The sequence below is a fragment of the Pseudomonas sp. B6(2017) genome (assembly GCF_002112765.1).
Lineage (GTDB): Bacteria > Pseudomonadota > Gammaproteobacteria > Pseudomonadales > Pseudomonadaceae > Aquipseudomonas > Aquipseudomonas piscis.
In genome coordinates this window covers 55,848-70,085 of record NZ_NEIQ01000002.1, presented here as the reverse complement: position 1 = coordinate 70,085, position 14,238 = coordinate 55,848, and the positions used below count along the sequence as shown (strand labels likewise).

13 protein-coding genes and 2 tRNA genes are annotated in these 14,238 nt (G+C 60.9%); 11 read left to right on the top strand and 4 right to left on the bottom strand.

The window, feature by feature from the left end:
• Positions 1–2: 2 nt before the first annotated feature.
• From lolB to ychF, 7 genes are all read left to right on the top strand, one after another.
• Complete coding sequence (gene lolB, locus CAG11_RS03555; protein ID WP_085594739.1) at positions 3–620, top strand: lipoprotein insertase outer membrane protein LolB; 618 nt, start codon at positions 3–5, stop codon at positions 618–620.
• Between the two features lies 1 nt (position 621).
• Positions 622–1,473, top strand: coding sequence for a 4-(cytidine 5'-diphospho)-2-C-methyl-D-erythritol kinase (gene ispE, locus CAG11_RS03550; RefSeq protein WP_085594737.1), 852 nt, complete (start codon positions 622–624; stop codon positions 1,471–1,473).
• 36 nt (positions 1,474–1,509) lie between these two features.
• A tRNA-Gln gene (locus CAG11_RS03545) sits at positions 1,510–1,584 on the top strand.
• Positions 1,585–1,632: 48 nt separating this feature from the next.
• On the top strand, positions 1,633–2,574 hold the full coding sequence (locus CAG11_RS03540) for a ribose-phosphate pyrophosphokinase (RefSeq protein ID WP_003171603.1): 942 nt from the start codon (positions 1,633–1,635) through the stop codon (positions 2,572–2,574).
• Positions 2,575–2,713: 139 nt separating this feature from the next.
• Positions 2,714–3,313: a 50S ribosomal protein L25/general stress protein Ctc gene (locus CAG11_RS03535; protein WP_085594735.1), complete on the top strand. Its 600-nt coding sequence runs from the start codon at positions 2,714–2,716 to the stop codon at positions 3,311–3,313.
• Positions 3,314–3,482: 169 nt separating this feature from the next.
• Positions 3,483–4,067: an aminoacyl-tRNA hydrolase gene (gene pth, locus CAG11_RS03530; RefSeq protein ID WP_085594733.1), complete on the top strand. Its 585-nt coding sequence runs from the start codon at positions 3,483–3,485 to the stop codon at positions 4,065–4,067.
• Between the two features lie 22 nt (positions 4,068–4,089).
• Positions 4,090–5,190: a redox-regulated ATPase YchF gene (gene ychF / locus CAG11_RS03525; RefSeq protein WP_022640901.1), complete on the top strand. Its 1,101-nt coding sequence runs from the start codon at positions 4,090–4,092 to the stop codon at positions 5,188–5,190.
• 172 nt (positions 5,191–5,362) lie between these two features.
• Here the strand turns inward: ychF and CAG11_RS03520 are convergent, their stop codons facing one another.
• Positions 5,363–7,402, bottom strand: coding sequence for a TonB-dependent receptor domain-containing protein (locus CAG11_RS03520; RefSeq protein WP_085594731.1), 2,040 nt, complete (start codon positions 7,400–7,402; stop codon positions 5,363–5,365).
• A 165-nt stretch (positions 7,403–7,567) separates the two neighbouring features.
• On the bottom strand, positions 7,568–8,755 hold the full coding sequence (gene pobA, locus CAG11_RS03515; protein WP_085594729.1) for a 4-hydroxybenzoate 3-monooxygenase: 1,188 nt from the start codon (positions 8,753–8,755) through the stop codon (positions 7,568–7,570).
• Between the two features lie 192 nt (positions 8,756–8,947).
• Between pobA and CAG11_RS03510 the strand changes: the two genes are divergently transcribed.
• Positions 8,948–9,841: a helix-turn-helix domain-containing protein gene (locus tag CAG11_RS03510; RefSeq protein WP_085594727.1), complete on the top strand. Its 894-nt coding sequence runs from the start codon at positions 8,948–8,950 to the stop codon at positions 9,839–9,841.
• 55 nt (positions 9,842–9,896) lie between these two features.
• Here CAG11_RS03510 and CAG11_RS03505 read toward each other — a convergent pair whose 3' ends face one another.
• A complete protein-coding gene (locus tag CAG11_RS03505) occupies positions 9,897–11,114 on the bottom strand; it encodes an MFS transporter (protein ID WP_085594725.1) in 1,218 nt (405 codons plus the stop codon).
• 255 nt (positions 11,115–11,369) lie between these two features.
• Between CAG11_RS03505 and CAG11_RS03500 the strand changes: the two genes are divergently transcribed.
• The 3 genes from CAG11_RS03500 (at position 11,370) to CAG11_RS03490 (ending at position 13,121) form a co-directional block, all read left to right on the top strand.
• Positions 11,370–11,446, top strand: a tRNA-Met gene (locus CAG11_RS03500).
• A 181-nt stretch (positions 11,447–11,627) separates the two neighbouring features.
• The gene (locus CAG11_RS03495; RefSeq protein ID WP_085594723.1) at positions 11,628–12,476 is read left to right on the top strand and encodes a 5'-nucleotidase, lipoprotein e(P4) family; all 849 of its coding nucleotides are present in this window, start codon (positions 11,628–11,630) and stop codon (positions 12,474–12,476) included.
• A 72-nt stretch (positions 12,477–12,548) separates the two neighbouring features.
• Positions 12,549–13,121 carry a GNAT family N-acetyltransferase gene (locus CAG11_RS03490; RefSeq protein ID WP_085594721.1) on the top strand — a complete coding sequence of 191 codons (573 nt, stop codon included), beginning with the start codon at positions 12,549–12,551 and terminating at the stop codon, positions 13,119–13,121.
• A gap of 66 nt (positions 13,122–13,187) precedes the next feature.
• Here the strand turns inward: CAG11_RS03490 and CAG11_RS03485 are convergent, their stop codons facing one another.
• The gene (locus CAG11_RS03485; protein ID WP_085594719.1) at positions 13,188–14,180 is read right to left on the bottom strand and encodes a cytochrome-c peroxidase; all 993 of its coding nucleotides are present in this window, start codon (positions 14,178–14,180) and stop codon (positions 13,188–13,190) included.
• Positions 14,181–14,238: the final 58 nt, after the last annotated feature.

Genomic DNA, 14,238 nt, shown 5'->3' with positions numbered 1-14,238 from the left:
CCATGCTCGTGCGCCACTTCATCGTTTTCAGCTTCATTGCCCTGCTGGCCGGCTGCGCCGGTTTCGGCGCCCGCGAATCCGTCCAGGGCCAGGGCAACCCGGCGCAATGGCGCCAGCACAAGGACCAGTTGAGTGCTCTCGATGGCTGGCAGATCAACGGCAAGATCGGCATCCGTGCCCCCAAGGACTCCGGCAGCGGCACGCTGTTCTGGCTGCAACGCCAGGATTACTACGACATCCGCCTGTCCGGCCCGCTGGGCCGCGGCGCCGCACGCCTGACCGGTCGCCCGGGCCAGGTCAGCCTCGAAGTGGCCAACCAGGGCCGCTACGAAGCCAGCAGCCCGGAGTCGCTGCTGGAAGAACAACTGGGCTGGAAACTGCCGGTGTCTCACCTGGGCTGGTGGGTTCGGGGCCTGCCCGCCCCGGGTAGCAAGAGCCGCCTGACCCTGGATGGCGACAGCCACCTGGCGAGCCTGGAACAGGACGGCTGGCAAGTGGAGTACAGCAGCTACTCGCAGCAGAACGGCTACTGGTTGCCCGAGCGGATCAAGCTGCATGGCAGCGACCTTGACGTCACCCTGGTGATCAAGGAATGGCAACCACGCAAGCTGGGGCAATGACATGAGCGTGCAAAAGCTGACCCTGCCCTCCCCGGCCAAGCTCAACCTGATGCTGCATATCCTGGGACGTCGTGCAGACGGTTATCACGAATTGGAGACGCTGTTCCAATTCCTCGACTACGGCGACGAAATCACTTTCGCCGTACGTGATGACGGGGTGATCCGCCTGAATACCGAGTTCGAAGGCGTCCCCCACGACAGCAACCTGATCGTCAAGGCCGCGAAGAAACTCCAGGAACAATCCGGCTGCACCCTGGGTGTCGACATCTGGATCGACAAGATCCTGCCCATGGGCGGCGGCATCGGTGGCGGCAGCTCCAATGCCGCCACTACCCTGCTGGGCCTGAACCATCTCTGGCAGCTGGACTGGGATGAAGACCGCCTTGCGGCACTGGGTTTGACCCTGGGCGCCGACGTACCGGTCTTCGTCCGTGGGCATGCGGCATTCGCCGAGGGCGTCGGGGAAAAACTCAGCCCCGAATACCCCGAGGAGCCGTGGTACCTCGTGCTGGTACCGCAAGTCTCTGTAAGTACAGCAGAAATTTTTTCCGATCCGCTGTTGACACGTGACAGCGCGCCCATTAAAGTGCGCCCCGTTCCCAAGGGAAACAGCAGAAATGACTGCCTTCCGGTAGTCGCAAGGCGTTATCCAGAAGTACGTAACGCATTGAATTTGCTAGGTAAATTTACCGAAGCAAAACTGACTGGAACTGGAAGTTGTGTGTTTGGGGGCTTCCCAAGCAAAGCTGAAGCTGATAAAGTCTCGGCCCTTCTTACAGAGACCCTTTCAGGGTTTGTAGCAAAAGGAAGCAACGTTTCGATGTTGCATCGCAAGCTGCAAACACTGCTCTAACGGAAACGAGTGCCAGGCACTCGAAGCAACAGATACAGGGGCGTCGCCAAGCGGTAAGGCAGCAGGTTTTGATCCTGCCATGCGTTGGTTCGAATCCAGCCGCCCCTGCCATTTTCCTTATACTCATCCAGGTATACCCTCAGCCTTCAGGTACTGCGCGTGTCCAAGATGATGGTCTTTACGGGGAACGCCAACCCCGATCTGGCTCGGCGTGTCGTACGTCAGCTGCATATCCCTCTCGGTGACATTTCTGTTGGAAAATTTTCCGACGGCGAAATTACTGCCGAGATCAATGAAAATGTCCGCGGTAAAGACGTCTTCATTATTCAGCCGACCTGCGCTCCGACCAACGATAACCTGATGGAACTCGTCGTGATGGCTGATGCCTTCCGTCGTTCCTCGGCTACTCGTATCACTGCTGTTATTCCTTATTTTGGTTATGCCCGTCAGGATCGCCGTCCGCGTTCCGCACGTGTGGCTATCAGCGCGAAAGTCGTGGCTGACATGCTCACCGTAGTCGGCATCGACCGTGTTCTCACGGTTGACCTGCACGCTGACCAGATCCAGGGTTTCTTCGATATCCCGGTAGATAACATCTACGGTTCCCCAGTCTTGGTGGACGATATCGAAGACCAGCGTTTCGAAAACCTGATGATCGTCTCCCCGGACATCGGCGGCGTCGTGCGTGCACGTGCCGTGGCCAAGTCCCTGGGCGTTGATCTCGGGATCATCGACAAGCGTCGTGAGAAAGCCAATCACTCCGAAGTGATGCATATCATCGGCGACGTCGAAGGACGCACCTGCATTCTGGTCGACGACATGGTCGATACCGCCGGCACCCTGTGCCACGCGGCCAAGGCCCTGAAAGAGCATGGCGCCGCCAAGGTCTTCGCCTACTGCACACACCCTGTGCTGTCGGGCCGGGCCATCGAGAACATCGAAAATTCCGTGCTGGACGAGCTGGTGGTGACCAACACCATCCCGCTGTCCGCAGCAGCACAAGCCTGTGCACGTATCCGCCAACTGGATATCGCACCGGTAGTTGCCGAAGCGGTTCGCCGTATCAGCAACGAAGAATCGATCAGCGCGATGTTCCGCTAAGGGCTAGTCCCTGGCAAAACATCTCGATGACGAAAAGCGCCCCGTCCCAACCTAGGTTGGGACGGGGCTTTTTTGCCCGTATCGCCCTTGGCGCTGGTCGCAAACGCCAAGGCGAACGAGGTTATTTTGGAGATACAAAATGAACGATTTTACCCTGAATGCTGAAGTGCGTTCCGACCTGGGGAAAGGTGCGAGCCGCCGCCTGCGTCGTCTCGCCAGCCTGGTTCCAGCTGTTGTTTACGGTGGCGACAAAGCCCCTGAATCCATCAGCATGCTGGCCAAGGAAATTGCCAAGCTGCTGGAAAACGAAGCTGCCTACAGCCACATCATCGAACTGAACGTCGGTGGCACCAAGCAGAACGTCGTGATCAAGGCCCTGCAACGCCACCCAGCCAAAGGCCACGTGCTGCACGCCGACTTCGTTCGCGTAGTTGCCGGCCAGAAACTGACCGCCATCGTTCCAGTGCACTTCATCAACGAATCTGCACCTGTGAAGAAAGGCGGCGAGATCTCCCACGTAGTGTCGGAAATCGAAGTTTCCTGCCTGCCGAAAGATCTGCCTGAGTTCATCGAAGTCGACCTGGCTGACGCTGAAATCGGCACCATCGTTCACCTGTCCAACATCAAGGCCCCTAAAGGCGTTGAGTTCGTGGCCCTGGCACACGGCAACGACCTGGCAGTAGCCAACGTCCACGCTCCACGTGTTGCTCCAGAAGCTGCTGAAGGCGCTGCAGAGTAATTTCACTCTGACGCCGGAGTAGCGGAAACATCGCGGACAGTGACGTAGCGAGAAAGCGGGCGAGAACGCGAAGTTTACGCATCATGGTAAATGAGCTGTTGTCGTCCACTTTCGCCGCTGCCAAGCTGCGCGGCGATGTTATCCACAACTCCAGAGAAGGGCCCCTATCGTGAATGCCATAAAACTGATCGTCGGCCTGGGTAATCCAGGCCCTGAATACGAACAGACCCGGCATAACGCAGGGGCCCTTTTTGTTGAGCGCATCGCCGACAAACAAGGTGTGAACCTTGTGGCCGATCGCAAATATTTCGGCCTGACCGGGCGCTTCAGTCACCAGGGTCAGGACATTCGTCTGCTGATTCCCACCACCTACATGAACCGCAGCGGCCAGGCCGTGGCGGCGCTTGCGGGTTTCTTCCGCATCAAGCCCGAAGAAATCCTGGTGGCCCATGACGAACTAGACTTGCCTCCCGGCGTCGCCAAGCTCAAGACCGGCGGCGGACACGGCGGGCACAACGGACTGCGGGACATCATCGCGCAGCTCGGCAACCAGAATACCTTTCACCGCCTGCGGCTCGGCATCGGCCACCCGGGCGTCGCCAGCATGGTTTCGAACTTTGTCCTGGGTCGTGCGCCACGCGCCGAACAGGAAAAACTCGATGCCAGCATCGATTTTGCCCTCGGCGTGCTGCCGGATATCTTCGCCGGTGAATGGAACCGCGCGATGAAAAACCTGCACAGCCAGAAGGCCTGACTCTTACCCGAGGGGAAACACCATGGGATTCAATTGCGGCATCGTCGGCCTGCCCAACGTCGGCAAGTCCACCCTGTTCAACGCCCTGACCAAGTCCGGCATCGCGGCGGAGAACTTCCCCTTCTGCACCATCGAGCCCAACAGCGGCATCGTGCCAATGCCCGATGCGCGCCTGGATGCCCTGGCCGAGATCGTCAAGCCGAACCGCGTCCTGCCGACCACCATGGAATTCGTCGACATCGCCGGCCTGGTGGCAGGCGCATCCAAGGGTGAAGGCCTGGGCAACAAGTTCCTCGCCAACATCCGCGAGACCGATGCCATCGCCCACGTAGTGCGCTGCTTCGAAGACGAGAACGTGATTCACGTCTCCAACAGCGTCGACCCGAAGCGCGACATCGAGATCATCGATCTGGAACTGATCTTCGCTGACCTCGACAGCTGCGAGAAACAACTGCAGAAGGTAGCGCGCAATGCCAAGGGCGGCGACAAGGACGCCCTCGCCCAGAAGGCCATTCTCGAGCAACTGATCCCGCACTTCACCGAAGGCAAGCCGGCACGCAGCCTGATGAAGAACATGAGCGCCGAAGAAAAGGCCGTGATCCGTGGCTTCCACCTGCTGACCAGCAAGCCGGTGATGTACATCGCCAACGTGGCCGAGGATGGCTTCGAGAACAACCCGCACCTGGACGTGGTCAAGGCCATCGCCGAAGAAGAAGGCGCGGTCGTGGTACCGGTATGCAACAAGATCGAAGCCGAGATCGCCGAGTTGGAAGAAGGTGAAGAAAAGGACATGTTCCTCGAGGCCCTGGGCCTGGAAGAGCCTGGCCTGAATCGCGTGATCCGCGCAGGCTACGAACTGCTCAACCTGCAGACCTACTTCACTGCCGGCGTGCAGGAAGTTCGGGCCTGGACCGTTCGCGTCGGCGCCACCGCACCGCAAGCTGCGGGCGTGATCCACACCGACTTCGAAAAAGGCTTCATCCGCGCCGAAGTGGTGGCCTATGACGACTTCATCCAGTTCAAGGGTGAAGCCGGTGCCAAGGAAGCCGGCAAGTGGCGCCTGGAAGGCAAGGAGTACATCGTCAAGGATGGCGACGTGATGCACTTCCGCTTCAACGTCTGATCCCCACCGGACGACAGCGACCCCCGTACATCCCCAGGATGCACGGGGGTTTGTTTTTTATGCCCTCTGTTTTGCCAGCCTCTCGCCCGCCCTGGCGCAATGCCAAGTCTAGACATACTCCTAGCAACAGGGCCGCCCCACTGCCAGGCAATGGGGTAGCCCTGTTGTAACCTCAGAAGTAGGTGGTCGCCCCCGCGAAGAACGCCCTGCCAGGCACATAGAAGTTGGTCGAGCCGTCCCGCAGGTCCTTGTCCAGCAGGTTCTGTACCCCGCCATTCAAGGTCAGCCACTTGGTCAGGGCCAGGTTGGCCGTCAAGTCGTAGGTGGTGTAGGACTGCACGAAGTCATTGCGTATCCCTCGCTGCTTGCCCACATGCTGCGCCGACAGTTCGGTACTCAAGCGATCGTTGACCTGCCAGTCCAGCGCACTGAACAGCGAGAGCTTGGGCGCACTGATCAGGTCCTCGCCGGTGGATAAGTTGCGGCTTTCCAGCATGTAGGTGGCGTTGGTGCGCCAGTTCACCGAGTCGCCCAGCGGGATCCGGGTGGTGCCTTCCCAGCCGCGGGTCCGGGCCTTGTCGATGTTATCCAGCATGGTCCACCAGCGACCCTGGTAGAAATCCAGAGGCGCATATTCGATCTTGTCTCTGAAATCGGTATGGAAGTAGGTCAGGCCCAGCTCCCAGTCGTCATGGTTGAAGGACACGCCGATCTCTTTGTTGGTGCTGGTTTCGGGCGTCAGGTCCGGGTTACCGGCCATCCAGCAACTACCCTCCTTGTATCCCAGGGGCTTGAGCGAGCCACAGCCACGGCCACCGGACTCGGTCGCCGCGCCGGCGCTGCCCTCCTTCAGGCTCGGCGCACGAAAGCCCTTGGACACCCCGCCGCGCACCGTCCAGTCCGGATGCGGGTGGTAGACCACATAGGCCCGCGGGCTGTTGTGATTGCCATATTTGTCGCTGTGGTCAAAGCGGTTGCCCAGGGTCAGGGACAGGTTGTCCAGGAGGAACAGCTCATCCTCGATGAAGGCCGCCGAATAATCACCCTTCAGGGTCGAGCCACTGACTGGCGCGCCCTTGTAGTCCACCGGCACCGTGCCCAGGGTGTCGGTGTTGGTCAGCTCTTCACGCTTCCATTGCCCACCGACGGTCAGGCGCTGGTCCACCAGTAACTCGAACGGCATATTCAGGCTGCCTTCGACGATCTTCTCTTCGGAACTGGCCTTGCCCCAGTCGATATCGTTGCGGTACTTGTTCAGGTAGGCATCGAGTTTCGAGGTACCGAAGCTCCACTCCCCGACATGGGACAGGATGTAGCTGTCGCGGATCAGGCGGCTGGGGCCGAACGACTCCCCAACCGCATCCTCGCTTTTTGGAGCCCAGGCACGCTCTACCCCATGTACAGCCTCGAAGGACAGGCTCTGCTCATCATTGATCTGCCAGTCCAGCAGGGCATTCAGGCTCTGGTCCTTGGAGCCTCCAGCCCCGTCGCCATACATGAATTCGCCCTTCGAATCGAGACGGGCCTGAGCCTCATCCGCCGCGCGCCGGGTCACGTTGGCCCCCAGGCGCAGGCCCAGGGATTCGGTCAGCGGGCCGGCCAGGTTGGCACTGTACTGGGTGGTCTGGCCGCGGTCGGAATCCTTGGGCACGGTGATATTGGTGCTGGCCGAACCGCTCCAGGTCCGCGACACCTTGCGGGTGATGATATTGATCACCCCTCCCATGGCATCCGAGCCATAAAGCGAGGACATCGGCCCACGGACGATCTCGATGCGCTCGATCATGTTCGGCGAGATCCAGTTCAGGTCCTGGCGCGCCAGGTCACGGCGGTAGCTGATATCCCCGGAGCTACCGACCCGCTTGCCGTCCACCAGGATCAGCGTGTACTTGTCGTCCAGCCCCCGCAGCTTGATCTTCGACTGCTCGCCCACCGGGCCGAAGCCTCCCGTCACGCCCGGCACCCGGCGCAGCAAGGTGTTGAGGTCATAGACCGGCTGACGTTCGATTTCCTCACGGGTGATGACGCTGACGCTGGCCGGCGCATCCTTGAGATCAGTGGCACCACCGCTGGCCGTGACGAAGGCGGTATCCAATTCCAGCGATGTCGGCTTGGAGTCGTCACCGGTCTCGGCGGCCTGTGCCAGCGGCCCAAGCAAGCCGACACCGGCACTCAATAGGAGGGAGTTGAACAGGCAGGAGCTGAGTTTCATTACACGCAATCCTTGTCGAACCAATGCACCTTAACGGTGCGCTAAGGGATGGGGACCGGAGTGTAATACTAATGATTATCATTTAGATACGAGAAAGCTACAGAACCGACATATTCAGCCGCGTCTGAATCGAGCTCCTGCGCGTGCGTTGCGCGCTGCCATTGTTCAGCCCACCTCCTCGTAGGGCAGCCCCACGTAGTTCTCGGCGATGCTCAACTGGCCCGCAGGGAAATGGAGGAAATACTCACGGTCGGCCTGTTGCATCTTGTGTGCCCAGGCATCCTGATGCTCGCCGAAATCATGCATGAGATTGGTCATGAACCAGCTGAACCTTTCGCCTTTCCAAACCCGGCGCAGGGCCAGTTCGGAATACCTGGACACAAGATCGATCCGTCCCTGCCGGTAGACCTTGACCAGGATGCGGTACAGGTAGTGCACATCGGACGCCGCCAGATTCAGCCCCTTGGCCCCGGTGGGCGGGACGATGTGAGCCGCGTCCCCTACCAGGAACAGCTTGCCGTGCTGCATCGGCTCCACCACATGACTGCGCAGGGGGGCGATGCTCTTTTCCAGCGATGGGCCGGTCACCAGGCGCTGAGCCAAGTCAGCAGGCAGGCGCACCTTGAGTTCCTCCCAGAAACGCCGATCGGACCAATCTTCGAGCTTGTCGCCCAGAGGCACTTGCAGGTAGTAACGACTGCGAGTCAGGGAACGTTGACTACACAGCACGAAACCCCGGTCGTGCTGTGCATAGATCAACTCAGGGTTGACCGGTGGAGTATCGGCCAGCAGCCCCAACCAGCCAAAGGGATACTCACGTGCATAGTGTGTGAGTAACTCTTGGGGAATGCTTTGCAGGGCCACGCCATGGAAGCCGTCGCACCCGGCGATGTAGTCACAGTCGATCCGCAATGACTGACCGTCTTGCTCACAAGTGACGTAAGGCCGCTCGCCTTGCAGGTCATGCAGTTGCACCTGGCTTGCCGAATAGAGCGTCACTGCACCGCAGGCCGCTCGGGCCTGCATCAGGTCGCGGGTGACTTCGGTCTGGCCGTAGACCATCACGGTCTTGCCACCGGTAAGGGCCTTGAGATCGATACGTACCCGCCGCCCGCCCAGCAACAGCTCCACGCCTTCGTGGACCAGCCCGTCGGCGTCCATGCGCCGGGCAACGCCGGCTTCGCGCAACAGGTCCACCGTGCCTTGCTCCAACACTCCGGCACGGATGCGACCCAGGACGTAGTCCGGGGCCTGGCGCTCGAGGATCACCGTGTCGATACCAGCCCGGTGCAGCAATTGGCCCAACAGCAGTCCGGATGGGCCGGCACCGATAATCGCAACCTGAGTCTTCATTGTCGTCGTCTCACAGGGTGTTCCGATGCGGGCCACAGGCCTCGATCGGAATTTATGGTTATTGTTCTACCCTGCATTTTTACTGACAAAAAACGCAAAAAATGGTGATAAACCGCCACAAAAAATGCACTTTTACAAACAGCGTTCGATTATCGAGCAGTCCACCCCTCTCCTCGTAAAGGTCCAGAGCCCATGAAAGCCAGCCTCTCCAGCATCCCGGTCTTCAAGCTCTATGGCGAGAACCAGGCCTGGCCGACCCCGGACCTGCTGCACTGCGAATCCATCCCCGAACGCAGCAGCCTGCACCACTGGGAGATCAAGCCCCATCGCCACGCAGACCTTTACCAGTTGCTGTACGTGCAGCGTGGCCAGGCCATGGTAGAAGTCGAAGGCCAGCGCCGAGAAGTACAGGAGACGGCGGTCCAGGTCATACCGCCGCTGATGGTCCATGGCTTCCAGTTCAGCGCCGATATCCAGGGCTACGTGCTGACCCTGGCGGCCCCCCTGGTCGCCCAGCTGGAAACGCAGTTGGGCGCTCCACTGGCAGTGCTGGCATCTTCTGGCTGCTACTCGGTGGGGTCCGACCGGCGCAGTCTCGACACCCTGTTCAAGACACTGCTGCATGAGTACGAAGGTAGCGCCTCGGCCCGGGATCTGCTGCTGCAATCACTGGTCAACGTGCTGATGATCTGGATCGCCCGCCGCAGTCAGCGGAACGCCATGCCCGGCAACCGCAACGAGCGTCACCAGCAGTTGCTGGGACATTTCATCAGGCTGGTGGAACAGCACTACCGAGAACACCCTACAGTGGAATCCCTGGCCCACCGTATCGGCCTGTCCAGCGTGTACCTCAATACCCTGTGCCGGGAACTGGCCGGGCAGACCGCCCTGCAGATCATCCACCAGCGCCTGATGCTGGAGGCCAAGCGCAGCCTGGTGTACAGCAACATCGGTATCAGCCAGCTAGGGGATCAGCTAGGTTTCAGCGATCCCACCTACTTCTCGCGGTTCTTCAAGCGCCTTTGCGGCCAGTCGCCCAATGCCTTCCGACAAGATTGTGCACGCCAACGCCAAAACAATTGCTAGGCCCACAAACACAACGCCCGGGCATGGCCCGGGCGTGTCCGACAGCCATGTGGCCTCAGGCCTTGCGGGTCCTGGGCAGGAAGATCGCCAATACGCCGAACAGCGGCAGGAACGAGCACAGGAAATACACATGCTCGATACCGTGCAGGTCCGCCAGGTGCCCCAGCAGCGCTGCACCGATCCCGCCAAAACCGAACATCAGGCCGAAGAATATCCCGGCGATCATGCCCACCTTTCCTGGCACCAGTTCCTGGGCGTAGACCACGATGGCCGAAAACGCCGAGGCCAGGATGAAGCCGATCACCACGCTCAGTACGCTGGTCCAGAACAGGTCGACATGGGGCAGCAGCAGGGTGAACGGCGCCACCCCGAGGATCGAGAACCAGATCACCGCCTTGCGCCCGATCTTGTCGCCGATGGGACCACCGAAGAAGGTCCCCGCCGCCACCGCTCCCAGGAACAGGAACAAGTGCAACTGTGAACTGGCCACCGACAGGTCGAACTTCTCGATCAGGTAGAAAGTGAAATAGCTGGTGAAGCTGGCCATGTAGAAATACTTGGAGAACACCAACAGCCCCAGCACCACCAGGGCACTGACCACTCGCTCCCTGGAGAGCCCGTGGGTCGCTGCCTGTCCCTGCTTGAGCTGGTACAGGCGCAGGTGGTTGGCGTACCAGCGACTGATGGCATACAGCACCACCAGGGCGAAGAGCGCGAACAGGCCGAACCAGGCCACGTTGCCCTGGCCATAGGGAATGATGATCGCCGCCGCCAGCAACGGACCGAACGCGGTGCCAGCATTGCCACCTACCTGGAAGCTCGATTGCGCCAGGCCATAGCGACCGCCAGACGCCAGCCGCGCCACCCGGGAAGCCTCCGGGTGGAAGGTCGAGGAGCCGATGCCGATCAACCCCGAAGCCAGCAGGATCAAGCCGAAGCTGCCCACCTGGGACATCATCAGGATGCCGACCAGGGTGCAGATCATTCCCGCCGGTAGCAGGAACGGCTGGGGCCGACGGTCGGTGTAGTAGCCCACCCAGGGCTGCAGCAACGATGCCGTGAGCTGGAAGGTCAGGGTGATCAGGCCCACCTGGGTGAAGGTCAGGCCATAGTTGGCCTTGAGCATCGGATAGATCGCCGGCATCACCGCCTGGATCAGGTCGTTGATCAGGTGCGCGAGCGCCACCGCGCCAATGATGCGCAGGACCAGCGGGCTGCCTTGGGAAGCAGGAGAAGCCGTCGTTGCGACAGGCTGGGCATTGCTGATAGCCATAGGATTGTTTCCGTACAACGGGTGGATGCACAGGGGCAGGTGCGTCAATGTGCCACTTTTACCGGCACTCACGCCATCCCCTTAGCTTGCTAACGACCTGTTTCGCTCGCAATGCATCCCTGCATCTCGAGCCGCAGGTTGCGACCCGGGAATGCCAGCAAAGCGGGGATTTTGATAAGCGGTTGATAGCGTGGATATTTTTTTGAAAAAAACGCTTGACGCATGTTCGTTCTGAGCGAATAATGCGCGCCACTTGGCTACATAGCTCAGTTGGTTAGAGCATAGCATTCATAATGCTGGGGTCCGGGGTTCAAGTCCCTGTGTAGCCACCAAGTACCGAAAAACGGCTTACCGCAAGGTAGGCCGTTTTTTTATGCCCGCGAAAAAGTACCCGGGATTACGCCTCATTGATCCACAATCGCGACACCCGCATTGAGCGCCGGCGCAGCCTGGGATAGAACACCCGGGCAGTGTTCGTGAGAGCTGCGCAATCCTCACTTCTAGGGCTCGACCATGACAATAAAAACCACCGGGACTTCCCTCGCCCCCTGGCTGTTCTCGCTTCTGGCCATGACCTGTGCCCCGGCCTTCGCCGACCAGGCCAGCGCGCCATCTTCCAACCTGCTGACCGCCGCCGTGGCCTGGCGACAGACCGCCGCCGAGTTCCAGGCGCTGTACTACCAGGGCTTCAACGTGGCCAGGATGCAACTGGACCAGGCCCTGCAACAACGCAAGGCCGGCGACCGCCCGCTGGCGATCATCAGCGATATCGACGACACCGTGCTCAGCAGCAACAGCTACTGGGGCTACCTGATCAACTCGGACAAGGAGTTCTTCGACGACGCCGCCTGGGACCAGTGGGTCGCCGACAACGGCCCGGTCGCCACCCCGGGGGCGGTGGAGTTCCTCAAGTACGCCCAGTCCAAGGGCGTCGAAGTGTTCTACGTCACCAGCCGCGACCAAGGCGAAAAGACCTACGAATATGCCCTGGCCAACCTGCGCCACAACCAGCTGCCGTTCGCCGACGAGCAGCACCTGACGGTGTATCGCGACAGCTCCAACAAGGAGCCACGCCAACAGGAAATCGCCAAGGACCACAACGTGGTGGTGATGCTCGGCGACAACCTCAACGACTTCAAACGCAAGTACTACGTAGCCGACGTCCAGCAGCGCAGCCAACTGATGAACGAAGACCGCGAGCAGTTCGGGCGCAAGTTCATCCTCTTCCCCAACCCCACCGACGGCCATTGGCTGAAGGCGATCTTCGGCGACTCCGAACCGCCGGCCACCCCGGAGAACCGCGCCAAGTTCAAGGCCGCGGCCGCCGCGAACGCCTGGCAGCAAAAGACCGCCAAGCCTTAGGCTTCCAGCCCATCCACCATGGCCTTTGCCGGGCCATGGTTGCGCCCTTCCCCAATTCCGCAGGCGGTAGATATGAACGCTTCCGAAACCCCGACTCCCCTGCCCCTGCATACCCAGCGCCTGGTCCTGCGCAGCGCCGATCAAGCCCAAGCCCCGGCCCTGCAGCGTTACCTCCTGGATAACCGCGAGCACCTCGCGCCCTGGGAGCCGCTGCGCGACGAGGAGTACTTCCAGCTTGCAGCGGTGGCCCAGCGGCTAGGGGACATGGCAGGCAAAGTCGCCGCCCAAGAGGCCCGGCACTGGCTGCTGTTCGATCGCGCCGAGCAGCAAGTACTGGGCGCCTGCAATTTCACCAACATCGTGCGAGGTGCGTTCCAGGCCTGCCACGTGGGTTTCGCCCTGGCCCGACACGCCCAGGGCCGGGGCCTGATGCACGAAGCCCTGCAAGCGGCCATCGGCCATGCCTTCGATGAGCTGCAACTGCATCGGATCATGGCCAACCACCGCCCCGAGAACCTGCGCAGTGCCCAACTGCTTGCGCGCCTGGGCTTCGAACAAGAGGGCCGGGCCCGCGCCTACCTGAAGATCAACGGAGAGTGGGCCGACCATGTGCTGACCGCGTTGATCAACCCTCGGCCGATGTAGGTCGGCCATCCATCAACAGGAGCGCAACGCAAAAAAAACCGCAGCCAGCTGCGGTTTTTTTCATGGTCAGTTGAATGGCTGTGGCCGTGGAGTCTGTGCCGAGGAAGGTGGCAGCATCGGCAGCTTGAAGTCCGGCTGGTCGCCGGTCAGGGTCTCCAGGAACGCGACGATCTGGCTGACCTGCGAGGTGTCCAGCTTGCGTCCCAGTTGCAGGCGGGCCATGACGTCCACCGCCTCGTCCAGGGTCCAGTAGGCACCGTCGTGGAAGTAGGGATAGGTCAGTGCCACGTTGCGCAGGGTCGGGACCTTGAAGCGCATCCGGTCGGCGTCCTTGCCGGTCAGCCCGGCAACGCCCTGGGCCGGGTTCTTGGTCACGTAGGGCTCGATCATGCCCATCTTCTGGAACGAGCTGCCGCCCACTGCCTCGCCGTTGTGGCAGGCCACGCAGCCGATGGACTTGAACAACTGGTAGCCCTTGAGCGCGGTGGGGCTGATGGCCGCCTGGTCGCCTTGCAGCCAGCGGTCGAAGGGCGCGTTGGGGGTCACCAGGGTGTCTTCGAAGGCCGCGATGGCGTTGGTCACGTCATCGAACTTGATGCCATCGTCACCGTAGACCCGCTTGAACGAGGCCCGGTACTGCGGGATGGAGCGCAGCACGTCCACCGCCAGGTCGTGGGTGAAGCCCATCTCCCCCGGGTTGGCGATGGGGCCGCCGGCCTGCTCCTGGAGCGTGGCGGCGCGGCCGTCCCAGAACTGCGCGATGCTCAGACCCGAGTTGAGCACCGTGGGCGAGTTGATCGGCCCCTGGTGCCAGTTGTGGCCGATGGAGGTCGGCAGGTTGTCGCTGCCACCCATGCTCAGGTTGTGGCAGGAGTTGCAGGAAATGAAACCGGACTTGGACAAGCGCGGGTCGAAGAACAATTGCTTGCCCAGCTCCACCTTGTCGACATCCGTGATCTTCGCCGGCTGCACCGGCTGGATCGGTTCGCTGGGCGGCGCTCCCCACGCCTGGCTCCCCCACAGCAATCCGAAAACAAGCAACCACTTACTCGTGTACATGGCGTCCTCTCATCAGGCTTTATGGTTTGCCACCAACCATGTGCCCAACGGCTGCCAG

Bases quoted from the DNA above. Each gene is read 5' to 3' on its own strand.
- CAG11_RS03485 (WP_085594719.1), bottom strand. From the start codon at position 14,180: ATGTACACGAGTAAGTGGTTGCTTGTTTTCGGATTGCTGTGGGGGAGC.
- CAG11_RS03535 (WP_085594735.1), top strand. From the start codon at position 2,714: ATGAACGATTTTACCCTGAATGCTGAAGTGCGTTCCGACCTGGGGAAA.
- ychF (WP_022640901.1), top strand. From the start codon at position 4,090: ATGGGATTCAATTGCGGCATCGTCGGCCTGCCCAACGTCGGCAAGTCC.
- CAG11_RS03495 (WP_085594723.1), top strand. From the start codon at position 11,628: ATGACAATAAAAACCACCGGGACTTCCCTCGCCCCCTGGCTGTTCTCG.
- pobA (WP_085594729.1), bottom strand. From the start codon at position 8,755: ATGAAGACTCAGGTTGCGATTATCGGTGCCGGCCCATCCGGACTGCTG.
- ispE (WP_085594737.1), top strand. From the start codon at position 622: ATGAGCGTGCAAAAGCTGACCCTGCCCTCCCCGGCCAAGCTCAACCTG.
- CAG11_RS03490 (WP_085594721.1), top strand. From the start codon at position 12,549: ATGAACGCTTCCGAAACCCCGACTCCCCTGCCCCTGCATACCCAGCGC.
- CAG11_RS03520 (WP_085594731.1), bottom strand. From the start codon at position 7,402: ATGAAACTCAGCTCCTGCCTGTTCAACTCCCTCCTATTGAGTGCCGGT.
- CAG11_RS03505 (WP_085594725.1), bottom strand. From the start codon at position 11,114: ATGGCTATCAGCAATGCCCAGCCTGTCGCAACGACGGCTTCTCCTGCT.
- CAG11_RS03510 (WP_085594727.1), top strand. From the start codon at position 8,948: ATGAAAGCCAGCCTCTCCAGCATCCCGGTCTTCAAGCTCTATGGCGAG.
- lolB (WP_085594739.1), top strand. From the start codon at position 3: ATGCTCGTGCGCCACTTCATCGTTTTCAGCTTCATTGCCCTGCTGGCC.